Annotated in this window: 23 protein-coding genes and 1 riboswitch; all 23 genes read left to right on the forward strand. The window is 45.2% G+C overall.

Translation table 11 applies throughout. The features are described from left to right. A partial coding sequence (locus KKC1_RS16700; protein WP_238134192.1) for a heterodisulfide reductase-related iron-sulfur binding cluster occupies positions 1-557 on the forward strand: 557 nt, incomplete at its 5' end. Then, positions 550-948: a sulfate reduction electron transfer complex DsrMKJOP subunit DsrJ gene (gene dsrJ, locus KKC1_RS16205; RefSeq protein WP_192868069.1), complete on the forward strand. Its 399-nt coding sequence runs from the start codon at positions 550-552 to the stop codon at positions 946-948. The genes KKC1_RS16700 and dsrJ, both read left to right, overlap by 8 nt. Further along, positions 945-1733 (forward strand): sulfate reduction electron transfer complex DsrMKJOP subunit DsrO, encoded by a 789-nt coding sequence (dsrO, locus tag KKC1_RS17005; protein ID WP_272946652.1) that lies wholly within the window; start codon positions 945-947, stop codon positions 1731-1733. The genes dsrJ and dsrO overlap by 4 nt, the downstream gene beginning before the upstream one ends. Before the next feature lie 12 nt (positions 1734-1745). Then, positions 1746-2903, forward strand: coding sequence for a sulfate reduction electron transfer complex DsrMKJOP subunit DsrP (gene dsrP / locus KKC1_RS04135; protein WP_088553241.1), 1158 nt, complete (start codon positions 1746-1748; stop codon positions 2901-2903). 176 nt (positions 2904-3079) lie between these two features. Further along, positions 3080-4072 (forward strand): sulfate reduction electron transfer complex DsrMKJOP subunit DsrM, encoded by a 993-nt coding sequence (gene dsrM, locus KKC1_RS04140; protein WP_088553242.1) that lies wholly within the window; start codon positions 3080-3082, stop codon positions 4070-4072. Between the two features lie 463 nt (positions 4073-4535). Beyond that, complete coding sequence (gene dsrA / locus KKC1_RS04145) at positions 4536-5726, forward strand: dissimilatory-type sulfite reductase subunit alpha (RefSeq protein WP_192868070.1); 1191 nt, start codon at positions 4536-4538, stop codon at positions 5724-5726. A 45-nt stretch (positions 5727-5771) separates the two neighbouring features. Continuing rightward, the gene (gene dsrB, locus KKC1_RS04150; protein ID WP_088553243.1) at positions 5772-6830 is read left to right on the forward strand and encodes a dissimilatory-type sulfite reductase subunit beta; all 1059 of its coding nucleotides are present in this window, start codon (positions 5772-5774) and stop codon (positions 6828-6830) included. A gap of 15 nt (positions 6831-6845) precedes the next feature. Next, positions 6846-7052, forward strand: coding sequence for a hypothetical protein (locus KKC1_RS04155; protein WP_088553244.1), 207 nt, complete (start codon positions 6846-6848; stop codon positions 7050-7052). Positions 7053-7129: 77 nt separating this feature from the next. Continuing rightward, the gene (locus tag KKC1_RS04160) at positions 7130-7312 is read left to right on the forward strand and encodes a 4Fe-4S binding protein (protein WP_088553264.1); all 183 of its coding nucleotides are present in this window, start codon (positions 7130-7132) and stop codon (positions 7310-7312) included. A gap of 189 nt (positions 7313-7501) precedes the next feature. Next, on the forward strand, positions 7502-7819 hold the full coding sequence (locus KKC1_RS04165; RefSeq protein ID WP_088553245.1) for a TusE/DsrC/DsvC family sulfur relay protein: 318 nt from the start codon (positions 7502-7504) through the stop codon (positions 7817-7819). 88 nt (positions 7820-7907) lie between these two features. Next, positions 7908-9608: an FAD-dependent oxidoreductase gene (locus tag KKC1_RS04170; RefSeq protein WP_088553246.1), complete on the forward strand. Its 1701-nt coding sequence runs from the start codon at positions 7908-7910 to the stop codon at positions 9606-9608. A 155-nt stretch (positions 9609-9763) separates the two neighbouring features. Beyond that, positions 9764-11203: a cobyrinic acid a,c-diamide synthase CobB gene (locus KKC1_RS04175; protein ID WP_088553247.1), complete on the forward strand. Its 1440-nt coding sequence runs from the start codon at positions 9764-9766 to the stop codon at positions 11201-11203. Next, the gene (locus tag KKC1_RS04180) at positions 11204-12106 is read left to right on the forward strand and encodes a respiratory nitrate reductase subunit gamma (RefSeq protein ID WP_088553248.1); all 903 of its coding nucleotides are present in this window, start codon (positions 11204-11206) and stop codon (positions 12104-12106) included. 25 nt (positions 12107-12131) lie between these two features. Continuing rightward, a complete protein-coding gene (gene dsrK, locus KKC1_RS04185; protein WP_088553249.1) occupies positions 12132-13745 on the forward strand; it encodes a sulfate reduction electron transfer complex DsrMKJOP subunit DsrK in 1614 nt (537 codons plus the stop codon). A gap of 92 nt (positions 13746-13837) precedes the next feature. Continuing rightward, entirely contained in the window at positions 13838-14668 is an 831-nt protein-coding gene (locus KKC1_RS04190) for a nitrilase family protein (RefSeq protein ID WP_088553250.1), read from the forward strand. Positions 14669-14902: 234 nt separating this feature from the next. Then, positions 14903-15295 carry a DsrE family protein gene (locus KKC1_RS04195; protein WP_088553251.1) on the forward strand — a complete coding sequence of 131 codons (393 nt, stop codon included), beginning with the start codon at positions 14903-14905 and terminating at the stop codon, positions 15293-15295. Between the two features lie 102 nt (positions 15296-15397). Next, positions 15398-15589: riboswitch (Lysine riboswitch) on the forward strand. Positions 15590-15745: 156 nt separating this feature from the next. Then, positions 15746-16549 carry a 4-hydroxy-tetrahydrodipicolinate reductase gene (gene dapB, locus KKC1_RS04200; protein WP_088553252.1) on the forward strand — a complete coding sequence of 268 codons (804 nt, stop codon included), beginning with the start codon at positions 15746-15748 and terminating at the stop codon, positions 16547-16549. 82 nt (positions 16550-16631) lie between these two features. Beyond that, a complete protein-coding gene (dpsA, locus tag KKC1_RS04205; RefSeq protein ID WP_088553265.1) occupies positions 16632-17543 on the forward strand; it encodes a dipicolinate synthase subunit DpsA in 912 nt (303 codons plus the stop codon). Beyond that, positions 17540-18136: a dipicolinate synthase subunit B gene (locus tag KKC1_RS04210; RefSeq protein WP_088553253.1), complete on the forward strand. Its 597-nt coding sequence runs from the start codon at positions 17540-17542 to the stop codon at positions 18134-18136. Before dpsA ends, KKC1_RS04210 begins: the two co-directional genes overlap by 4 nt. 52 nt (positions 18137-18188) lie before the next feature. Further along, positions 18189-19196 carry an aspartate-semialdehyde dehydrogenase gene (locus KKC1_RS04215; protein WP_088553254.1) on the forward strand — a complete coding sequence of 336 codons (1008 nt, stop codon included), beginning with the start codon at positions 18189-18191 and terminating at the stop codon, positions 19194-19196. A gap of 13 nt (positions 19197-19209) precedes the next feature. Beyond that, entirely contained in the window at positions 19210-20433 is a 1224-nt protein-coding gene (dapG, locus tag KKC1_RS04220; RefSeq protein ID WP_088553255.1) for an aspartate kinase, read from the forward strand. A gap of 34 nt (positions 20434-20467) precedes the next feature. After that, positions 20468-21349 carry a 4-hydroxy-tetrahydrodipicolinate synthase gene (gene dapA / locus KKC1_RS04225; RefSeq protein WP_088553256.1) on the forward strand — a complete coding sequence of 294 codons (882 nt, stop codon included), beginning with the start codon at positions 20468-20470 and terminating at the stop codon, positions 21347-21349. A 268-nt stretch (positions 21350-21617) separates the two neighbouring features. Continuing rightward, a complete protein-coding gene (locus KKC1_RS04230; protein ID WP_088553257.1) occupies positions 21618-23288 on the forward strand; it encodes a ribonuclease J in 1671 nt (556 codons plus the stop codon). The last annotated feature ends 149 nt before the right edge of the window (positions 23289-23437 follow it).

Raw genomic sequence — 23437 nt, forward strand, 5'->3', positions numbered from 1 at the left:
TAACCGGCACGAAATTCGAGAACGCAAAATCTACGAAGATGGTGCACATTGTCGAATTTACGGCCGATCTTATCAAACATAACAAATTGAAATTGGATCCCAGCCGAAATGATCACCTGAAGGTCACATTTCATGACTCCTGCAACCCGGCTAGGTCTATGGGGTTGTTTGAAGAGCCGAGGTACATTATTAGAAATGTATGCAATCATTTCCATGAGATGCCGGAGAATACCATCAAGGAAAAGACCTTCTGCTGCGGAAGTGGGGCTGGCTTAAATGCTGACGAAAATATGGAAATAAGGTTGAGAGGAGGCCTTCCCAGGGCCAATGCGGTCAAATATGTTCGTGAGAAATACGGCGTGAATATGCTTGCCTGTATTTGTGCGGTTGATAGGGCCGTGTTGCCCACCCTAATGGATTACTGGGTTCCAGGGGTGGGGGTTGCTGGTGTTCACGAGCTGGTAGGAAATGCCTTGGTAATGAAGGGAGAAAAGAAAAGAACAACTGATCTCCGTGGCAACCCCTTAAACGGAGTGGGGGGCGATGAGAATGTATAATGCACGTAACACAGTCATCGGGCTTATTCTGTTGATTGGTCTGGTTTCATTCCCTTTTTGGTATAGTACAGGGAAAGCTGCTTCTGCACCACAGCCGAAGCTCGACACCCCAACTATTCAGGAACTGGAGGAGAAAAGGTGTGTAGAGGCGACTCCCTACATGAGAGCCTCGCATATGCAGTTATTGAATGAGTGGAGAACATCAGTTATCCGTGAAGGCAACAGAATTTATGTAGCTGAAAACGGTGAGAGGTATAACATGAGTCTTCAAAATACATGTATGGAATGCCATTCGAACAAAACTCAATTTTGTGACCGGTGTCATAAGTATGTGGGAGTAAAACCTGACTGCTGGACATGTCATATCGAGTCAAAGGAGAATAAGCTATGAGAGGAAAGAGAATGGATAGAAGGACGTTTTTGAAAGTCGCTGGAGCTTGTGTGTTGGGGCTCGGGGTCATGCCAGTGACTGATGTGTTCGGGGGAAACGATTTACCTAAGATTTTGCGGAATCCGAATGCCTTGGTAGGTAAAAAGTGGGCAATGGTCGTTGATATGAAGAAGTGTTGGGATAATGGCGAAGAGGGATGTGTAGACTGCATCCGTGCCTGCCATCGTACCCACAACGTTCCTAACATTGGAAACGCAAAGGAAGAAATTAAGTGGATTTGGACTGCGTCTTATGAGAACGCATTCCCGGATCAAAAAAACGAATACATGGAAGAGAGTCTAAAAGGTAAACCCTTTATAGTCCTTTGCAATCATTGTGCCAACCCTCCCTGCGTAAGGGTGTGCCCCACGAAGGCCACATTTAAGAGAGAAGACGGTATCGTCATTATGGATTATCACCGCTGTATCGGCTGCCGGTATTGTATGGCGGCATGCCCGTATGGAGCAAGAAGCTTCAATTTTAAAGACCCGCGGCCATTTATTGCGGAGGTTAATCCCAAGTTTCCAACAAGGGAGAAAGGCGTTGTGGAAAAGTGCAATTTCTGTGCGGAGAGGTTGGCTGAGGGTTTACTTCCAGCGTGCGTAGAAGCTTGTAAGCACGGGGCACTGGTTTTTGGCGACTTAGAAGATCCCGAGTCAAATGTAAGGAAAATATTACGTTCAAATTATATTATTCAGCGTAAACCACAACTTGGGACCAAGCCTAATATCTACTATATAGTATGAGGAGAGGTAGTTATGCTTGAAATGGCCCTAAAAGGAAGTAAAAGGTACTGGGGATGGATAATAAGCTTGCTTGCTGTAATGGGGGTAGGTTTTAGTTGCTACCTCTTACAGCTGAATAAAGGTCTGACAATCACAGGCTTGAGCAGGGACGTTTCGTGGGGGCTTTATATAGGCCAATTTACGTTCCTTGTAGGAGTTGCAGCCTCAGCTGTTACGGTGGTTCTGCCGTATTACCTGCATAACGTTAAAACATTCGGCAGGATCACCATTTTTGGAGAATTTCTGGCTGTAGCCTCAGTGATAATGTGTTTGTTGTTTATTTTTGTAGACCTTGGTAAGCCGATGCGGATCTTTAATATATTGCTCTACCCGACACCTAATTCCATCATGTTTTGGGATATGATCGTCTTGAATGGATATCTTTTACTTAATATGGTGATCGGTTGGAACGTGCTGGAAGCAGAGCGTAATTCAGTGCCGCCGCCAAGGTGGGTGCGAAAATTAATATACGTTTCTATCCCTTGGGCCATCAGCATTCACACGGTCACAGCTTTCCTGTACGCCGGTCTTCCCGGCAGGCATTATTGGCTTAGCGCTATTATGGCAGCCCGTTTCCTTGCCTCCGCTTTTGCTTCCGGCCCTGCCCTTCTAATAATCTTATGCTTTATTATGAAGAGGTTTACCAAGTTTGATGCCGGTAGAGAGGCTATTCAGAAGTTAGCAGTAATTGTAACTTATGCCACGGTTATCAGTGTATTTTTCGTGGGACTTGAATTTTTTACCGCTTTTTACAGTCAGGTGCCGGCGCATGGTATGCATAGTCTGGAGTATCTTTTCTTCGGCCTGGATGGGCATGGAAGACTCGTTCCCTTAATGTGGATGTTTGTCATACTTGCAGCTGTGGCACTTGTGCTCCTGATTAATTCCAAAACGCGTGAAAAGGAGAGTACGCTGATAGTAGCGTGTGTGGCAGTATTTGTTTCAATGTTGATCGAAAAGGGGTTAGGTTTGGTTGTAGGCGGGTTTGTTCCAAATCCCTTTGAAATAGTAACTGAGTATTCGCCTACGTTGCCCGAGATATTAATCACCCTTGGAATCTGGGCAACCGGGTTTTTAGTGCTCACCATTTTTTACAAGATAGCCGTTTCGGTTAAGGAAGAGACAGGCTAGTAAGAACGTTTTTAGAACAATATCTGAATTCAAAAACCTCCAGTTTTAATGATGCCATAGTAAATGGAACGGGCAAAGAGAAACGATTGAACGTTCTGGCTTCCTGTTCACTGGGAAAGTGTAGAAAATTGTTTCCAGATAGTAGGTTAGATAATCTAATGTGGAGGGATTACCAAATGGGCATCGGATTGTCCTTGATTCTAGTTATAGCACTCGTTTCGGTTGCTTACCTGGGAGTAGAGGTGGCAGATTTGCGCTTCCTCTTCGGAGTAATCATACCCTATGCGGCCGTTGCTACGTTTCTTGCGGGTTTAGTCTATCGCGTTGTGAAGTGGGCAAGTACACCTGTTCCGTTTCGTATACCGGTGACTGGGGGACAACAGAAATCTCTTCCCTGGATCAAGGCCAGCAAATTTGATAACCCCTCCAGTACTTTCGGTGTTGTAGTTAGGATGGCACTAGAGGTCCTTGTTTTTCGTTCCTTGTTCAGGAATACCAAAATGGAATTGAGAGATGGTCCAAAGCTTGCCTATTATTGGGAAAAGTGGCTTTGGTTAGCAGGGCTGTTGTTTCACTGGTCCTTTTTGATCATTTTTACGAGGCATCTTCGGTTTTTCACCGATCCTGTACCTTCGTTCGTGAAACTCATTGAGAGTGCCGATGGGTTTTTCCGAATAGGTGTGCAGGGGCTTTATATAACAGATGTAGTGATATTGGTAGCTGTTACTTACCTCTTCATTAGAAGGGTTGTTATTCCCCAAGTGCGCTATATCTCTCTACCATCCGATTACTTTCCTCTGTTTCTTATTTTAGCTTTGGCCATATCCGGTGTTCTCATGCGATATTTTGTCAGAGTGGATATTACTGCCGTAAAAGAGTTGACTATGGGATTGGTCACTTTCAATCCTAGAGTTCCTGAAGGCATCGGTGCTGTTTTCTATATCCATCTGTTTCTCGTAAGCGTTCTTTTTGCTTACTTTCCATTTAGCAAGTTGGTGCACATGGCTGGAGTTTTCCTTAGTCCTACAAGAAACTTACCCAATGACAGTCGTGAGCGCCGGCATATCAATCCCTGGAATTATCCTGTCAAGGTCCATACATACGAGGAATACGAGGAAGAATTCAGGGAACAAATGAAGCTAGCTGGATTACCAGTTGAAAAAGAGTAAAAAGGGTCTTTTGCTTTGCAGGTATGAATAGCTTCTCTTAAATTTTCAGACGAATGTTTTTGCAATGTCACCGAAATTACGCGTATTAATATTCATAAAGTGTTATTAAAAAGTCGGACGAGAGATAGATATACACCGCAAAAGATTCAAAAAGTTTAGCGGGGTATTAACAAATCTCAAGGTGTGAGCAAACACATTATAAATAACGGAAAATAATTTTAAAAAACATTTATCGAGGAAGGAATTTACTTAAATATAGCGAATATAGAATATACAGAAACGGACTAAATTTAGTTATATTTAAAGATTCACCTACGGCTGTGAAAGGTAGAACTAGCACAAAAGCTTTGGCCTCTTAAGAGGAGGCCATATTGATAGATCATATACGCAAGAATATGTAATTTGCTGTAAAGGAGGTGAAGTAAGAATGGAACATAATTCCAAGAAAATGGAGGTGGAGAAAGTGAAAGAACACAAGACCCCGCTGCTGGATGAACTGGAGAAGGGGCCATGGCCCAGTTTCGTAAAAGAGATGAAAAGGGCGGCAGAAAAGAACGAATCTGCTAAAGACTTATTAGGGCAATTGGAACTATCTTATCAAGACAAGAAAGGGCATTGGAAACACGGGGGCATCGTTGGCGTTCGCGGTTATGGCGGTGGTGTTATCGGCAGGTATTCCGATTGTCCGGAGCAGTTTCCTAATGTAGCTGAGTTCCACACCATCAGGGTTAATCAACCGAGCGGGTGGTACTACAACACTAAGGCATTGAGAAAGATATGCGACATTTGGGAAAAACGGGGTAGTGGTCTCACCAATTTCCACGGTTCTACGGGAGATATAATCCTGTTGGGCACAAAAACTGACGAACTGCAGCCTACCTTTGACGAACTGAGTGATGCCGGATTTGACCTAGGCGGTTCCGGATCCGACCTGAGGACCCCTAGCACTTGCGCAGGTCCCGCCCGGTGTGAGTACGCTTGTTTCGATAACCTGGACTTGTGTCACGACCTGACCATGACGTACCAGGACGAGATACACAGGCCAATGTGGCCCTATAAGTTTAAGATCAAAATATCCGGTTGTCCCAATGACTGCGTGGCCTCTATTGCCAGAGCCGATCTTTCGATCATCGGCACTTGGCGAGATAGCCTGCGAATCGACCAAGAGGAAGTTAAGAAGTATGCCGCGTCAGGTATGGACATTAAAGGGGAAGTTTGTGAACCTTGTCCCACAAAGGCTTTGGAATTTGATGAGGATGCCGGAGAACTGCGGTTAAAGGCGGAAGATTGTGTCAGATGTATGCACTGCATCAACAGGATGCCAAAAGCCTTGCGACCCGGGGTAGAAAGGGGAGCTACTATTCTAATTGGCGGAAAGGCTACAATCCTGCAATCTGCGTTTCTTTCTTGGGTGATAGTGCCTTTCATGAAGATGGAACCTCCTTACCAGGAATTAAAAGACCTACTGGAGCGAATTTGGGAATGGTGGGATGAAAACGGCAAGACTAGAGAAAGAATCGGGGAACTTATTTACAGAAAAGGTATGGGCAACTTCTTACGGGCTGTAGGACTACCAGCCGTACCGCAGATGGTGTACCAGCCTAGGGCTAACCCGTATATTTTCTGGCAACCTGATGAAGTAAAGAAGAAGTAGAAAGCGATAAAAAAAGCAATCAAAAATCTGCAAGAGGTGAGGGGTATGAGTAGAACAGACATCGGACCTCCTGACTTTAGAGAAATGCTTCCTCCTGTCATTAAGGAGAACTACGGAAAGTGGAAATATCATGAAATTGTCAAACCGGGTGTCTTGAAACACGTATCGGAAAGCGGAGCAGAGTTGTACAGCGTGCGAGTAGGTTCTCCCAGGTTGGTTAGCATAGATTTTATTCGTGAAATCTGTGACTTGGCCGATGAGTTTTGTGACGGTTACCTGCGTTTCACCAGTAGGCACAACGTGGAATTCTTAGTTTCAAAGAAAGAAAATGTTGAACCCTTGCTGGACGCATTAAAAGAAAAGGGCTTGCCGGTGGGTGGTACAGGTAATTCCCTAAGCAATATGATCCATACCCAGGGCTGGATTCACTGCCATACGCCAGCCACTGATGCGTCTGGAATCGTTAAAGCCGTCATGGACGACCTTTATGAGCACTTTGTTAATATGGATCTCCCAGCCAAGCTGAGAATATCTTTGGCCTGCTGTTTGAACATGTGCGGGGCTGTCCATTGCTCTGACATTGCCATCCTGGGGATTCATAGAACCCCACCTAGAATAGACCATGAGAGACTGCCCAAGGTTTGTGAGATTCCAACGGTGATTGCCAGCTGTCCTACTGCTGCGATCAAACCAGATCCCAAGAGGAAGAGTGTCAAGGTAAATGAAGAAAGATGCATGTACTGCGGGAACTGTTATACTATGTGCCCCGCTATGGAAATCATCGATGCGGAAAATGACGGTATAGCTATCCTGGTGGGAGGCAAGGTCTCAAACGCCAGGACCGCGCCGGCCTTTTCACGTTTAGCCATTCCCTACCTGCCCAATAATCCTCCAAGATGGCCGGAGGTTACTGAGGCTGTACGAAACATAGTGGAAGTATGGGCTGCAAATGCGAAAAAAGGCGAGCGCGTAGGCGAATGGATACAACGTATAGGTTGGGAAAACTTCTTTAAACTAACCGGAATACCCTTCACAGACAAGCATATTGATGACTTCATTTTCTCTGTTCCTACTTTCCGCACCACTACCAATTTCAAGTGGTAAGGGGAGGTGAACCCATTGGGTGATCCCAACGGTGAATTGCGGCAGAAGGTAATTGAATACCTTCAAAAAGTCGATAAAGCCAAGAGCAAGGATATTGCCAATGCTTTGCAGGAGAAGAAATCGGTAGTTGACAAGGTTATCAAAGAACTGGCTAAAGAAGATCTGGTAGAGTTTCTGTATTTGGGGACTTCTTACGTCAAGCTAAAGGAGAAGGAAGACTGATGCAGAGCGGGTCGCTGCGGGATTGCTTCTTCAGCAGCGATCCGCTATACAGACCACCAGGAAAGGGGAAAAAGATTATGTATTTGGTTAGCGTTGATACGAACAAGTGTACGGGCTGTGGAGAATGTACAGAGGCCTGCCCTGCCAACATTCTGGAGGTTACGGACGGTACGGCTGAGGTTGTAGGCGAAGATTGCCTGGGATGTGAGAGCTGTGTGGCCGTCTGTCCTGCAGAGGCCGTTTCCGTACAGGAATTATAGGTGGAATTATCCTCCCGCACTGAATGGACTCTTGAATAAGCGTAGTATGGACATCCGAGATCGAGGTAGAAATGAAAGGCAAAACTGACTTGATCGGCAAAGCGCTGGTTTATAGGAGGAGCCTATAACTGCAGGCTCCTTACTCAAAAAAATATTAAAAATTTAAAAACAAAAACGGAGGTGCTTAAATTGCCATTCGTTGAGTTTGAAGGTCAAAAAATTGAGGTCGACGAGGACGGGTTCATTACGGATCCGGAGCTGTGGAACGAAAAACTGGCGGAGTTTTTGGCCAAAACGGAAGGTATCGAGGAATTAACGGAAGACCATTGGAAGGTAATCAGGTATTTAAACGAATACTACAAGAAGTATGGAATTGCCCCTATGGTAAGAAAGCTGTGTAAGGAAACGGGCTATGACATGAAGAAAATTTACGAACTCTTCCCCAGCGGCCCGGCCAAGGGTGCGTGTAAGATTGCCGGGCTACCTAAACCGACGGGTTGCGTGTAATGGATTTACTGGCTTTGCACATGTTTTGTAGTTCAGTAGGGGGTTTATTCCCCTACTGAATTTTTAGAAGGTCTAAGGAGGCTGCGGGATGCAAGGGAGAAAAAGGATAGTAATCATCGGTGGAGTAGCAACAGGCCCGAAGGTGGCTGCCCGGGCGCGGCGTTTGATGCCGGAAGCGGATATAACAGTGGTGGAGCGGGGGCGCCTTATCTCCTACGGTGCCTGTGGACTTCCCCTTTTTTTAGCAGGAATGGTTGGAGAAGTGAGCGAGCTGACTGCTACGCCATCAGGCATTAACCGGGATGTGGAGTATTTTGCTAAGGAAAAAAATATTAAATTTTTAACACGTACCCTGGCTAAATATATAGACCGGGCGAAGAAAGAGGTAATAATTTACGATTTGGAACGAAATGAAGAAAACAGTATTCAATACGATGAACTGGTTTTAGCTACTGGGGCAGAACCTGTCATTCCTCCCGTTCCGGGGACAAACCTAGAAGGGGTCCTAACCCTGCACCACCCTGATGATGCGGTGGCAATAAGAGCAGCCTTAGAAGCCGGGGCCCAAAATATAGTGATCATCGGCGGTGGACTCGTTGGTTTGGAGGCTGCCGACGCCCTGGTGGGTCCTAAGAGAAAGATTACTGTTATAGAGATGAAAGAGCATTTACTGGCCGGTGCATTGGACCCTGAGATTGCTCAATTAGTCCGGGACCAGGTGGAAATGCACGGCGTGTCAGTTCGGACGGGGGAGAGGTTAGTAGCTCTTGAGGGTGATGATGAAAGTAGAGTAACAAAGGTTATTACGGAACGGACATCGCTGCAAGCAGATTTGGTAATTCTAGCGTGCGGTGTTAAGCCCAATGTGGAATTAGCCCGGGAATGCGGGTTGGCTATCGGTAACACAGGGGCTATTTCCGTCAACGAATTTTTGCTTACCAGCGACCCCCATATTTATGCCGCAGGAGATTGCATCGAAAACAGGCACTTGGTAACTGGGGAACCGGTGTATGTACCGCTAGCCTCCACAGCCAATAAACAGGGTAGGGTAATCGGCAGCAATTTAGCCGGGTACCGGGAAAGGTATCCTGGGATACTGGGAACCACGGTGATGCAGATATTTGACTACAATGTAGGCAGGACAGGACTGACAGAAACAGAAGCCAGGGAGAAAGGATATCCAGTAACTAAGGCTTTGGTGGCAGGGCTGGATTCAGCTCACTATCATCCCATGCATGCGGGGGGCATCATAAAAGTGGTGGCCCATGCTGAAACGGGGAAGGTTTTGGGTGCCCAGGTGGTCGGTCCCGGCGAAGTAATTAAGAGGTTGGATGTTTTGGTAACCGCCATACAATTAGGGGCTAATATAGACCAAATTGCGAAGCTGGACTTGGGTTATGCTCCGCCCTTTGCTACCGCAATCGACCTGGGTATTTCTGCTGCTAATACTCTCAAAAATAAAACACAGGGGCTGGCTCAAGGCATCGGCCCTATAGAATTCGTGGAAATGCTAAACAGCCAAGAGCAATTTGTAATTTTGGATGTCAGGACCCCGGAGGAAGCCGATGACAGACCGCTGGCAGATGATAGAGTAGTGCACATTCCTCTTTATGAGCTGCGCCAAAGAATAGGTGAACTGCCAAAAGAGCGTAAAATCATCACCTTATGCGAATTGGGTGTCAGAGCCTATGAGGCAGTACGCATTTTAAAAGGGGAAAAATTTAATGATGTTGTCTTCCTGGAAGGCGGAGTTTTTGCTTTGCCCGCATCGCTAGTTAAAAAACCGTGATTTAGAAAGATGTTTATGTTTACAAGACAGCCTCAAAATGCATGTTGGAGAAGGGGCCGAAATAGGAGTGAGAAGTTCAAGCGGAAAGAGCAAGCAATAAAGAAATTAGCCGCCACCGGTTTGGTGTACCTTTCGAACAAAGGAGATGAGGGTTTATGGTGCAAAAGTTGGCCAATATACCGCGGCTGGTCATTTCCGCTCCCCAGGGACAATCGGGAAAAACAACAATAACCATAGGACTGATAGGGGCGTTGGTGGCTCGAGGCTTTTATGTACAACCCTTTAAAAAAGGCCCCGACTTCATCGACCCGAGCTGGCTGTCTTTGGTGGCAGGTCGATCCTGCCGTAATCTGGATTGTTTTTTTATGGATAATGATACCCTTGTAGGTTCTTTTGTGCAAGCAGCTGCAGGTGCGCATGTGGCAGTTATTGAGGGGGCCATGGGTCTGTATGACGGTATCGACCTGTATGGCAGTGGCAGTACCGCTCAGATAGCGAAAATAGTTAGGGCGCCGGTTTTGCTAGTGGTGGACTGCCGGCGCATGACCCGCAGTGTTGCCGCCATCGTGCGAGGGTTTAAAGATTTTGACCCCGATTTAAACGTGGCAGGAGTTATTCTCAACAATGTGGCTCGAAGCCGGCACCAAAAAATGCTTACCATGGCTATCGAAGAATACTGCGGTTTGCCAGTGCTGGGCTGTATTCCTAAATATAGCGGGTTGGTAATTCCTAACAGACACCTGGGGCTGATTCCTGCAGTGGAAAATGAAAACTTGCAGGCAGTTATAGACAGCATAGTGGCTGTTGCCCGGGAAAACCTAGACCTGGATAGGATAATGTATTTAGCTCGTCAAGCACCTAGTTTGATGATTCCTGGTAATATGAATAGCGACCGTTTGTCAAAGAAAGAGTGTACAACTATTGGCGTTATCAGGGACCGTTCCTTTACCTTCTATTACCCGGAAAATTTAGAGTGCCTGGAGCGGGCGGGAGCAAAGCTGGTATATATAGATGCCCTTGAGGCGACTACTTTACCGGACTTGGACGGGCTGTTTATCGGAGGAGGGTTTCCGGAAATTTTTGCTTCCCAACTGGCTGACAATCGGCTTTTACGTCATAGCATTGCCGAAAGGATTGAACAAGGATTACCAGTATATGCCGAGTGTGGTGGGTTGATGTACTTAGGACGAAGTATCATCAAGGAAGAACGGTCTTACCCGATGGTAGGGGTTCTACCCTTTGATGTAACCATGGAAGCAAAACCCCAGGGTCATGGTTATACCTTGATGCAGGTGGTACGACAAAACCCATTCTTTTCAGTAAATACCACTGTAAAAGGCCACGAATTTCACAACTCCCGTATAGTAAACCTAGACCAAACGCAGGTCAAGTTTGCTTTTAAAGTCCAGCGGGGTCACGGCATTGATGGAGAATGGGACGGCATCATTTACAAAAACCTGTTGGCTTCTTACAATCACATCCACGCCTTAGGGGTAAAGGGATGGGCGGAAAATTTTGTAGCGGCAGCCACAAATTATGCCCAAACCAAAGAAGTTTACGGGAAAAAGTCAAGAGCCGTGAGGGAGGTAATGTAATTGTTACTGCTAGTTTTTATGTATATATCCCTATTTGCTTTCATTATTTTATCTTTGTCTAAAGCAATGAAATACGCAAAGATGCCTATGCATAGCAGATGGGAGTTATATCCCGTCCCAAAAGAGAAGGGAAGAGGGGAATACGGTGGTTCTTACTATGAGGAAGTTAAATGGTGGGAAAAGCCAAGGGAGACTTCCTTGGCGGGAGAAATTAAAGAAATGCTCAAAGAAATGCTCTTTATTAAAAATTTGTTTATAAACCAAAGACCTTTATGGTGGCTTTCATATGCCCTCCACTTGGGTATCTATTTGTTAGCTTTATGGACTGTATTGTTATTTATTGGTGCTATTACAGAAATTGCTGGTTTGCCTATGGTTACCGAAACAGGTGTAAACAAGCACTGGTGGGCGGCTTTGATATATTATTGTACCTTATTTACTGGAAGTATAGGAACAATTCTCGCAGCTGTAGGAGCAGGAGGTTTATTTCTTAAAAGAGTTTTTAATGAAACACTGAAAAAGTATACAACTCCTCAGGAGTATTTTAACTTATTATTCATTTTTACCGTCTTAGTAACAGGACTCATAGTGTGGTCGTCCGACCCTGCTTTTAATTATGGCAGAGATATTATGAAAAGGCTGCTCACTTTCAGTGCGATTCAAGCAGACACTGCTCTCACGGTGCATATTGTCTTATTGGGACTTTTACTGATATATATTCCTTTATCTAAAATGAGTCATTACGTGGGTAAGTATTTTACTTTCCATAAAGTTTTATGGGACAACGACCCTAATTTACCCGGTAGTGAAGTAGAGAATAAAGTTAAGGAAGCTGGACGTTTTAAACCTAGCAAATCTTGGTCGGCTCCTCACTGTAAAACCGGTGAAACCAACTCACAGTAAGAAATTGTGATGGAGGAGAGGGAAAATGGTTAAAAATAGAGATTTAAAACCACAAGATATAGGTAGGCCTGGCGAGCAGTTAACTAAACTTGGTAAATTAATGGAATTGCCTGCTCCTTATGATGACCCTGATATGGAACCGCCTTTAACGGAGCCAAAAGATTCCTGGAAAGAAAAGCATTGTGCTTCACTTGACGGTTATATTGGAATAGATACGCTTACTAGACCTCAAACAAAAAAAGAAGAGGAAGAGTTCGTTAAGAAATTTTTGAGCGGGTTGGAGAAAATATTTTCTGATGAGACTAATAGAAATTTTATCCAGCCTTTATTACTTTCTTTTGAGTACTGTGCTAAATGTAATACTTGTTCAGAAGCCTGTCATGTGTACCAAGCAAGTGGCAAAAACGAAATTTATAGGCCTATCTTTCGTTCCGAGGTATTGAGAAAAATTGCCAAAAAATATTTTACAAAGAGCGGCAAAATATTAGGGAGATTTGTTGGTGCAGATATAAATGTTAATTGGGAGACAATTGCCAGGCTCGGAGAACTTGCTTACAGATGTAATCTATGTAGACGTTGTGCGCAAACATGTCCATTGGGCTTGGATAATGCTTTATTGGCCAGAGAGATTAGGAAAATATTTAGTCAGGAAATGGGAATAGCTCCCAAACCTCTTCATGAAAAGGGAACGATGTTACAATTAAAAACAGGCTCCACTACCGGTATTACTAAGCCCGCTCTTTTAGATATGATTGAGTTTATTGAGGAAGAGATTGAAGAAAAGACGGGCAAGAAGATTAAGATACCAATAGATAAAAAGGGTGCGGATATTCTTTTAGTTCACAATGCCGGTGAGTTCATGTCTTGGCCGGAAAACCCTGCTGCTTTTGCGATCTTGTTTGAAGAAGCAGGTTTAGATTGGACTTTGAGCAGTGAGATGATGGGATACGATAATGTTAATTACGGAATCTGGTATGATGATTTGCAAGCGAAAAAGATCGCTCTACAACAATTTAAGGTCGCCAAAGATCTGGGGGTCAATAGAATAGTAATTGGGGAGTGCGGTCATGCCCACAAGGCAGCTGCCGTAAGCATGGATAGAATAGTTACCGGTGAAGATAACATTCCTAGAGAGAGTTTTCTGCCCATTCTTTGGGATTTGGTAAAGACCAAAAAGCTTAAACTTGATCCTAGTAAGAATAATTTTCCCGTAACTTTGCATGACCCGTGTAATGTTGTTAGGATGATGGGGGTTGTTCAACCTCAAAGGAATATTTTAAAAGCAATTTGTCCGCAGTTTAGAGAAATGACTCCTCATGGAGTACACAACTATTGCTGCGGTGGTGGAAGTGGTTTTGCTATTATGAATTATATGAATTTTCCCGAGTTTAGGAACAAAGTTAGTAGTAGAATGAAGTTCAAGCAAATACTAGATGCATTTCAAGATACAGTTAAAGATCCCGGCATCCCTAAATATGTTTGTGCGCCATGTTCCAATTGTAAAGGTACAATGAGAGATTTATTGGAGTATTATGGGGCAACTGAGAAGTTTAACATTCATTACGGCGGTTTAGTTGAGTTAACGGTAAATGCTCTTGTCGATATAAAAAACCCGTTCTTAGAGTTTCTACAAGAATAGGTAAATAGCTTTGTTAAGCCCAGCAGGATACGTTTTTGCCGGGGTAGAATATATAGGGTGAAAAGTTAAAGCACGAGGCTGGGGAGATAGAAATGAAAAAAACACGCATAGCGGTTGTACAAATGCAGGCTAAAACAGGTAAGGTAAAGGAGAATCTAAGGAAGATTGAACAATTCGTAAAAGAAGCTGCTACCAAAAACGTTGATATTATTTGTTTTCCTGAACTATGCGTCCAAGGATATAACCGAGAAAAAGCCCGATTAACAGCGGAACCTATTCCAGGCGAAAGTGCTCTGACTATTAGCAAGCTAGCCCAGAAAGCGAATATGGTTATATTGGTAGGTATGGCAGAAAAGTCTAGCAGCGAGAAGCCCTTGATTACGCAGCTTGTTGCTTTTCCTAATGGCAAACTAGGAAAGTATAGTAAAACACACCTGGGCAAGAGTGAGCTGCCGTATTTTACTCCGGGCCACAATCTTCCAGTATTTTCGACAGATAAGGCAAAGTTTGGTATTCAAATATGTTGGGACCTGCATTTTCCAGAGGTAACAGCAATTCTTTCCTTAAAAGGAAGCGAGATTATTTTTGCTCCCCACGCCTCCCCTGTTACCGTGGGTAATCGTCGGGACATCTGGAAAAAATATCTATTGGCTCGAGCTTATGATAACTCCGTGTTTGTAGCAGCTTGTAACCTGATAGGTTACGATGGAGTGGGGCAAAGTTTTTGTGGCGGGGCCATGGTAATTGATCCAAAGGGCAATGTGATAGCGGAAGCTTTTAATGGAAAAGAAGAACTATTAGTAGTTGACCTTGACCCCGCTACTATAAATACAATCCGCCTGCAGAAAGCAAAGTCTATGAGCGGTACCTTCTATTTGCAAGCTAGGAGGCCCGAACTGTACGGCGACCTAATTAAATACTAGGTATATCCTGCCGCGGGCAAATATTGATACACCTGGGAAACAGTTCTGGCGGTTGGTTGTTTCATCCCCGTATCGACTACCATTTTCCTGTTGTAAAAGTCTGGCTTAACCGTTTACAAGCTAGGCCATGTCGTGGACTAGCTTTAAGAATGGCCCAAGGCCATATTATCCTAGATCACAATGTTTAAAGCGTCGTTAAAGACAAGAAACAACCTAAATCAGGGGGGGTAAAAAATGAATAGGTTGAAAGTTTTATTCCATGTAAACGAATCTAACAGGTGGCAAGTAGTTTTTGGTAACATCAATAACTTTATAAATGATATTGGTCCCCAAAATGCCGACATTGAGGTGTTGGCTAACGGCGAGGCGGTTTCTATCTTCGGAAACAAGTGCTCGCAGGTCGGTGATGTCAGCCAAGGACCAAGTTGCGGGACAGTTGAAGGGGCGCCGGTGAATCAGTTGAAAAAGTTATCGGAGATGGGCGTAAAGTTCGTAGTTTGCCGGAATGCCCTTAAAGCGGAGTCAATTGACGAAGACAGCCTACCTGCGTTTGTAGTTGTGGTACCCGCCGGTATAACGGAAATTGCCAAAAAACAGGCTGAAGGATATGCCTATATTAAACCCTGAGAAAATCGGTAGGGTCAATGAAGCTTGCTATAGTTGACAGTTCCGGTAAGTTGTGTTACCATATGTGACAATAACAGAATAGAGTTGCCTCATCTCTGTGCGGGGTGAGGTAGAGGTCGCGGACGTCATGAGTATGGACAGGAAGAACGAGGGGGTTCGATGAACTGTCTAGAAAGGGGCTTCCGCCGAAGTCGTCAGGATCCCCTATTCCTGGCAGACTGGGGCTGCGCTAAATAAGCGTAGCACTGTCACCTGGTCATGAGCCCGGTGTCCAGGTGGAGAACTATCTCACAGAGGGTAAGAGATGAGTATTTCTGGCTGTCATTAGCGGTAATGAGCAGAAATGCTCATTGCCGCTTTATATTTTCATTTCTAATTCGTGGCTAAAAAACTTAAAGGCTTTTCGTTAAGAATGGGGAATAATAGATAGCAAACCAGGAGGTGGAGCGGTTGAACGATAAGGTTAGGGTTATAGTTACCGGGGCTACGGGCCGGATGGGTAAAGAAGTAGTGAAAGGAATACTAAACGATCCAGAACTTTTACTGGTAGGTGCAATAGACCTGCGTTTTTTGGAACAGGACATTGGCCCGTTGGTAGGGATGAATCCAGCAGGAGTTTATGTTAGGGAAGACCTGAAGAAAACAATTCTGGAAAGCAAACCTGATGTGATGGTGGATTTTACCATAGCAGACGCTGCAGTAGAGAATGCCATCATCGCCTTAGAAAATGGCGTATATCCGGTTATAGGTACCACGGGTATGAATGAAGAACAGTTAGAAAGAATTCATCTTTTATGCGAACAAAGAGGACTGGCTGCGGTAATAGCTCCCAATTTTGCCATCGGTGCTGTTTTGATGATGCGGTTCGCGCGGGAAGCTGCCAAGTATTTTCCCCAAGTGGAGATTATTGAACTCCATCATGACCAGAAGTTAGACGCTCCTTCAGGTACAGCCTTAAAAACGGCGGAAATGTTAATGGAGGAGAGACAAGTAATAAATCCCACCGAGGATAACTCGTATGAAAAAATAAAAGGAGTTAGAGGTGGTGACTACAAGGGAATTCGAATTCATAGTATTCGTCTGCCGGGACTTGTGGCCCACCAGGAGGTGATTTTTGGCGGTCTAGGCCAAACTTTGAGCCTTCGCCACGATTCCATCAATCGGGAGTCTTTCATTCCTGGCGTGCTGTTAGCGATAAAAAAAGTTAAAAGGATGAAAGGGGTGATTTATGGATTGGAGAATTTACTTGAGTAATTGCAATGTAAACAGGCACCTCCGTTTACCCCTCCACATATATTGTAGTAGTCCACGGCTAGGGTGAGGAGGGTATCCTGTGATGCCTGGCGATCTAACGGGGATTAAAGTGGCCGTAATAGGTGGAGACCGACGAGAATTGTTTCTCATTGAAGAACTGCTTAGTAGAGGAGCTCAGGTGAAAGTTGTTGGTCTTCCTCCTCATGAGATGCTTAAAGGAGTTAAGGTCGTCGATACTATTAAACATTGCGTCTCTGGTGCTGATGTTATCATTTTACCCATGCCGGGAACTGATGAAAAGGGAAACGTCCGGGCTCCATATGCGGAAAAACCGCTTTTCCTTACAGAAGAAATAGTAAAAGATATACCTCGAAACGTTCCCATATTTATAGGTGTAGCCAAACCTTTTCTTAAATTTTGGGCCCAGAAGTATGAGTTGCGTCTCGTAGAAGTTGCGGAGAAAGACGAAGTTGCCATCTGGAATTCCATTCCTTCCGCCGAAGGCGCCATTCAAATAGCTATGGAACAACTTCCTATTACTATCCATAACAGTAGAAGCTATGTGCTAGGGTTTGGCCGAGTGGGGATAACTTTAGCCCGTATGCTTCACGGAATAGGAGCCAAAGTTACCGTTGTAGCTCGTAAGGAAGCGGATCTGGCACGTTGCTTTGAATTAGGTTACAGTACCTGCGATTTTTATCAACTGCCCAGCCGGATAAAAGAGGCGGATGTTGTCTTTAATACGGTACCTGCTTTAGTCTTGACGGAGGAAATCCTGGTTAATGTTTCGCCAGAGACTCTAATTATTGATTTAGCTTCATCTCCTGGCGGTACCGATTTTCGAGCTGCCGAAAAACTGGGTATAAAGGCTATCCTGGCTCCCGGTTTACCGGGAAAGGTGGCTCCTAAGACGGCTGGTAGGATATTGGCCCAGGTAATCCCTAGGTTAATCAGCCAGGAATTAGAATTAACCGCACGGAGGTGCTTGGCATGAGGCTAAAGGGTTTGAAGGTTGGCTTTGCCCTGACAGGTTCTCATTGTACATTAGGAACAATAATGCAAGAAATAGAAAGATTGGTATCAGAAGGTGCCGAAGTAGTACCTATCATTTCTGAAACGGTAAATCAGTTTGACACTCGTTTTGGAACGACTGAGCATTGGAAAAAGGAACTGAGGCGGATAACTTCCCAAGAAATTATCTCCAGTATAGTTGATGCCGAGCCGATTGGGCCTGGAAAATTGTTCGACGTGGTAGTTATCGCTCCTTGTACGGGAAATACCTTGGCCAAACTGGCTAACGGGATCACCGATACTCCGGTGCTAATGGCAGCCAAAGCTCAGTTGCGCAATCAGCGTCCTGTAGTCATTGCAGTTTCTACCAATGATGGACTGAGTATGAACGCTCGTAATATTGGATTGCTTCTCAACACAAAAAATATTTATCTCGTACCTTTTGGCCAGGATAATCCGCAACAAAAAGCTAATTCTTTAGTTGCTCACATGGATTTGATATTGGAAACGATAGTGGAAGCACTACAAGGGCGCCAGATACAACCAGTTTTGAGGGAATACCGAATTGACGGCTGACCTTCAATCCTGAACCCTAAAAAAGCTGGAGACATATCAGGAGGGGTGAAGAATGACCTACTACAATGTTGCCGTAGTTGGGACCGGTGCGGTCGGAAAAACAATCTTGGAGGTATTAGAAGAACGCAACTTTCCGGTGGGTTCTCTGAAAGTATTGGCCACCAAACGTTCCGCGGGAAAAAAAGTTGTCTTCAAGGGAGAAGAGTTGGTGATCGAAGAAACAAGGCCGGAGTCCTTCAAAGGCGTTGACCTGGCGCTGTTTGCCGGTGGTGGTGCCAGTAAGGAATTCGCCCACGAAGCAGTCAAGTACGGTGCGGTAGTAATTGATAACAGTAGTGCCTTTCGTCTGGAGCCGGACGTACCCTTGGTAGTACCTGAGGTTAATCCGGAAGATGTCAAATGGCACAAGGGGATTATTGCCAATCCCAACTGTTCAACCATTATCATGGTTGTGGCCCTAAAGCCACTTCATGATGCGGCTCGCATACGCCGGGTAATAGTATCCACTTACCAGGCGGTTTCTGGTGCCGGTCAGGAGGCTATAGACGAATTACTGGCTCAGACGAAGCAAATCTTAAACAATGAACCCATTTCACCCCAGGTTTTCCCTTATCAAATTGCTTTCAACATTATTCCCCATATTGACCGGTTCGTGGAAAAAGATTATACGCGAGAAGAGATGAAAATGGTTAATGAGACGCGGAAGATGTTTCATGATGAAACAATAGCTATATCTGCCACTACCGTTCGCATTCCGGTAATTCGAAGCCATTCGGAAGCCATTACTATCGAGACAGAGCGAAAGTTGACCCCGGAGGAGGCTCGGGAGTTATTGTCTCAGGCTCCTGGAGTAGTAGTGGTCGACAACCCGAGGGAGCAAAAGTATCCCATGCCGATTGATGCTTCCGGTAGGGATGAGGTTTTTGTAGGTCGTATTCGGGAAGATATTTCAAGCGATAAAGGTCTTTGCCTGTGGGTGGTGGCTGATCAACTCCGAAAGGGAGCGGCTACCAATGCAGTGCAAATTGGTGAGTTATTGATTGAAAATAATTTAATCTGATAGAGGTAAGAGGATGCGTATCCTGGTACAGAAATTTGGTGGCACTTCGCTGGCTACCCATGAACAGCGGGAAAGGGTGGCGGAAAAAATAATAAAGGCCTGCCGAGAAGGATACGCGGTGGTAGTTGTAGTCTCCGCCATGGGACGGATGGGAGCTCCTTACGCTACTGATACTTTAATCCAGTTGGGGAATGCGGCTAACCCTGAGCTCAGCAAGCGAGAACTTGATCTTTTATTAAGCTGCGGCGAAATTATTTCCGGGGCAGTACTGGCCGGCGTTTTACAGCGGATGGGTTTCGATACAGTTTGCTTGACGGGGTGGCAGGCAGGTATCATTACGGATAGCCAGTACGGGAATGCCCGGATAATAGAGGTTAAACCTCAACAGGTACTCCGTTACCTTCAGGAAAAAAAGATTGTGATAGTTGCTGGCTTCCAGGGCATTACCAAGGAAGGAGAAATAACAACACTGGGAAGAGGTGGAAGCGATACGACAGCCGTAGCTTTAGGGGTTGCCTTGCAGGCTGAAGTAGTAGAAATCTACACCGATGTGGATGGTATCAAAACGGCTGACCCGAGAATTGTTAAGGAAGCCAAAACTCTCGAAAATATCACCTACAATGAGATTTGTCAGCTGGCCCATGAAGGGGCCAGGGTAATTCACCCCAGGGCAGTAGAAATTGCCATGCAGAATAATATTCCGCTGCGCGTAAAATGCACTTTTAATAATAATCCGGGAACTCTAGTTGCCAACCGGAAAGGGGTTCTGGAAGATACTACAGTAATCCATCATGACCGAATAATTACCGGTATTACCCAGATATCCAATATCACTCAGCTCAAAATAGAGACTAAAGATTACGAAGACCCGCAGATTCAGCTGAAGATATTTAAGGCTATGGCTCTGGCCGGCATAAGTGTAGACTTTATCAATGTGTATCCTGAAGCAGTTATTTTTACCGTCAGAGATGAAGTGGCCGATAAGGCAGTAGAAATTTTGAAAAACATGAATCTCCATCCGGAAGTACGTCGCGGTTGTGCCAAGGTGGCGGCGGTTGGGGCAGGTATGACCGGTATCCCGGGAGTCATGGCCAAGATTATAGAGGCTTTAACGAATGAAGGGATTAAGATATTGCAATCGGCTGATTCTTACACGACTATTTGGTGTCTTGTAGCCAGAGAAGATATGGAGAGGGCAGTAAGGGCTCTCCACCAACAGTTTCTCCTAAGTGACTAGATAATTATTATGTAGAAGGTGGTGAAAGAATTCCATGGATTTCGGGCGTGTCATAACGGCCATGGTTACACCTTTTACGGTGGACGGGAAGGTTAATTTGGAGGAAGCGCAGAAGTTGGCGCGGTACTTGGTGGAAACGGGAAGTGATGGAATTGTAGTTGCAGGGACTACCGGAGAGTCCCCTAACCTTAAACCAGAAGAAAAACTTGACCTTTTTAGGGCAGTTAAAGAGGCCGTAGGTCAAAATGCAGCGGTTATTGCCGGTACAGGTTCCTACTCCACCGAGAGCTCAGTGGAATTAAGCAAAAAAGCGGAAACATGCGGTATAGACGGAATTATGGTAGTAGTTCCCTACTACAATAAACCGTGCCAGAGGGGACTATATGAGCATTTTAAAATGATAGCGCAGTCCACAAATCTCCCGGTTATGCTGTACAATGTACCCTCTCGGACCGGCAGAAACATGACGGCGGAAACGGTTTGCCGATTAGCGGAGATTGACAATATTGTAGCCGTAAAGGAAGCGAGCGGTGATCTCGATCAGGTAAGCGAAATAATTAGAAATACGGACTCGAGTTTCCGGGTTTACAGCGGGGACGATTCCCTTACCCTGCCTATGTTATCACTAGGAGCTTACGGAGTAGTGAGCGTGGCTTCCCATCTGGTAGGCGAAAAAATCAAACAGATGATTGAAGCATTTGTGGACGGAAAGGTCCAGGAAGCAAGTCGTCTGCACCTAGAACTGTTCCCTTTGTTTAAAGCTTTATTTGTAACTACCAATCCCGTGCCAGTTAAAGTAGCCATGCGCTTAGCCGGTTTCCAAGTGGGAAGCCTTAAGTTACCGCTAGTGGAACCCAACCCTCAGGAATTGAACGTAATCAGGGAAGCCTTGGAAAGTTTTGGGCTAATCAAGTGAACTCAACGTACTGGAAGCGCCTCAGGGCGCTTTTGGTATTTTTTAGGCATTTTTCAGTTATACTAGATATATCAGGCCTTGTTCTACTTTGTTTAATAAATTATAATAATTACAAGATAAGAGGAACGGCTACTGGCGCTGGCACGGCGCTTTATTATTGTATACAGGGTTTAATTCTTCAGGAACGGGGATTACCTGGGGACGTATCGGGTTATCTAATGCGGTCGGGATAATTTAGAAAAAATATTGTTTCTTAGGAGGTGCGTAGATGGGAGAAAACGACGCAAATAAAATAACGCTGATTCCCCTAGGTGGTTTAGGCGAAATAGGGAAGAACATGCTGGTAGTAAGATACGGCGGTAGCATTCTCGTTATTGACTGTGGCTTGATCTTTCCTGAAGATGAAATGTTGGGTATCGATGTGGTAATCCCGGACATTAGCTACCTGCTGGAAAATCGCCATCTGGTTAAGGGCATTATTGTTACCCACGGGCATGAGGACCATATAGGCGCGTTACCGTATGTTTTGAAAGAGCTTAATGTACCGGTTTACGGAACCAAACTAACCCTGGGGCTGTTGCAAGACAAGTTGAAAGAGAGCGATCTCCACCGGAATGTGAAATTGAATCGAATCAAACCGCGAGACGTTCTCAATATCGGACCTTTTACGGTAGAGTTTTTCCGCGTCAGTCATAGTATTCCAGACGCTGTGGGCCTAGCTATCCATACTCCGATTGGTACCATTGTCCACACCAGCGACTTTAAATTTGACCAGACGCCGGTAGACGGTGAAGTTACCGACTTTTATAAACTCACCGAACTAGGGGAAAAGGGTGTCCTGGTACTGCTATCGGACAGCACTAACGCGGAACGACCTGGTTATACCATGTCGGAAAAAGTGGTGGGGAATACTTTTGAGGAGGCATTTCGCCTGGCCAAAGAACGGATTATAGTGGCCAGTTTTGCCTCCAATATTCACCGCATTCAGCAGGTTATCTCTACCGCGTACAAGTATGGGAGAAAGGTTGCTGTAGCCGGGCGTAGCATGGCAAATGTCATGAGCGTAGCTGCCGAGCTAGGTTATCTAACCATCCCCGAAAAAACGCTGGTAGACCTGGACGAGATTGTCAACTTACCTAAACATCGAGTGGTCATCTTGGCTACCGGAAGTCAGGGAGAGCCGATGTCGGCACTCACCCGGATGGCCATGGCGGATCACCGGAGAGTAGAAATAGTTCCCGGGGATACCGTTATTATTTCAGCTACTCCTATTCCCGGAAATGAAAAAATGGTAGCCCGAACCATAGACCACCTTTTTAAACAGGGAGCTGACGTTATCTATGAATCCATCTCTGGGGTTCATGTTTCCGGACACGCCAGTCAGGAAGAACTGAAAATGATGATTAATTTGGTTAAGCCTCGTTTTTTTATTCCCGTCCACGGTGAATATCGAATGCTTATAAAGCATGCCCGCCTGGCGGAGGAACTGGGCATTCCAAGGCAAAACATCTTTGTAGTCGAGAATGGGCAAGTACTAGAGTTCACCCGGAGAAGGGGTTGTATTGCGGGGCGTGTTACCGCCGGACGGGTCTTAGTAGATGGTTTAGGTGTTGGCGATGTCGGTAATATTGTCTTACGAGACCGGAAACAGTTATCTCAAGATGGCATTTTAATTGTAGTCCTTACCCTCAACAAAGATACGGGTGCGGTTATAGCCGGCCCTGATATAGTCTCCAGGGGGTTTGTCTACGTTAGGGAGTCGGAAGCACTGCTGGAGGAAGCTAAAATAAGGGTTAGTGAGGCTTTACAGCATTGTGAAGAAAAGAAGATAACCGACTGGTCTACTATCAAGTCCAACGTGCGAGACACTTTAGGAAAGTTTCTTTATGAAAAGACCCGAAGACGTCCCATGATCCTACCGATAATTATGGAAGTGTAGGTACGGTGCATTTTTTGCACCGTATTTTCGTCTGGAGGAATGCGGGCGTTAGTATTGAATTTTCGATAAATCTCATACTCATCTTTGACAGTTAATCTTCAAAATCAATGACCCGACAACCGGAAACCCTTGAAATGACTGAGGTGGAT

The sequence above is a fragment of the Calderihabitans maritimus genome (genome assembly GCF_002207765.1).
Classification (GTDB): Bacteria; Bacillota; KKC1; order Calderihabitantales; family Calderihabitantaceae; genus Calderihabitans; species Calderihabitans maritimus.

Coding starts and splice junctions, on each gene's coding strand:
- dsrP (WP_088553241.1), top strand. CDS start 1,746: ATGCTTGAAATGGCCCTAAAAGGAAGTAAAAGGTACTGGGGATGGATA.
- KKC1_RS04195 (WP_088553251.1), top strand. CDS start 14,903: ATGAATAGGTTGAAAGTTTTATTCCATGTAAACGAATCTAACAGGTGG.
- dapA (WP_088553256.1), top strand. CDS start 20,468: ATGGATTTCGGGCGTGTCATAACGGCCATGGTTACACCTTTTACGGTG.
- KKC1_RS04210 (WP_088553253.1), top strand. CDS start 17,540: ATGAGGCTAAAGGGTTTGAAGGTTGGCTTTGCCCTGACAGGTTCTCAT.
- KKC1_RS04190 (WP_088553250.1), top strand. CDS start 13,838: ATGAAAAAAACACGCATAGCGGTTGTACAAATGCAGGCTAAAACAGGT.
- dsrB (WP_088553243.1), top strand. CDS start 5,772: ATGAGTAGAACAGACATCGGACCTCCTGACTTTAGAGAAATGCTTCCT.
- dsrM (WP_088553242.1), top strand. CDS start 3,080: ATGGGCATCGGATTGTCCTTGATTCTAGTTATAGCACTCGTTTCGGTT.
- dsrO (WP_272946652.1), top strand. CDS start 945: ATGAGAGGAAAGAGAATGGATAGAAGGACGTTTTTGAAAGTCGCTGGA.
- KKC1_RS04230 (WP_088553257.1), top strand. CDS start 21,618: ATGGGAGAAAACGACGCAAATAAAATAACGCTGATTCCCCTAGGTGGT.
- dsrJ (WP_192868069.1), top strand. CDS start 550: ATGTATAATGCACGTAACACAGTCATCGGGCTTATTCTGTTGATTGGT.
- KKC1_RS04215 (WP_088553254.1), top strand. CDS start 18,189: ATGACCTACTACAATGTTGCCGTAGTTGGGACCGGTGCGGTCGGAAAA.
- KKC1_RS04160 (WP_088553264.1), top strand. CDS start 7,130: ATGTATTTGGTTAGCGTTGATACGAACAAGTGTACGGGCTGTGGAGAA.
- KKC1_RS04175 (WP_088553247.1), top strand. CDS start 9,764: ATGGTGCAAAAGTTGGCCAATATACCGCGGCTGGTCATTTCCGCTCCC.
- dsrK (WP_088553249.1), top strand. CDS start 12,132: ATGGTTAAAAATAGAGATTTAAAACCACAAGATATAGGTAGGCCTGGC.
- dapG (WP_088553255.1), top strand. CDS start 19,210: ATGCGTATCCTGGTACAGAAATTTGGTGGCACTTCGCTGGCTACCCAT.
- KKC1_RS04170 (WP_088553246.1), top strand. CDS start 7,908: ATGCAAGGGAGAAAAAGGATAGTAATCATCGGTGGAGTAGCAACAGGC.
- dpsA (WP_088553265.1), top strand. CDS start 16,632: ATGCCTGGCGATCTAACGGGGATTAAAGTGGCCGTAATAGGTGGAGAC.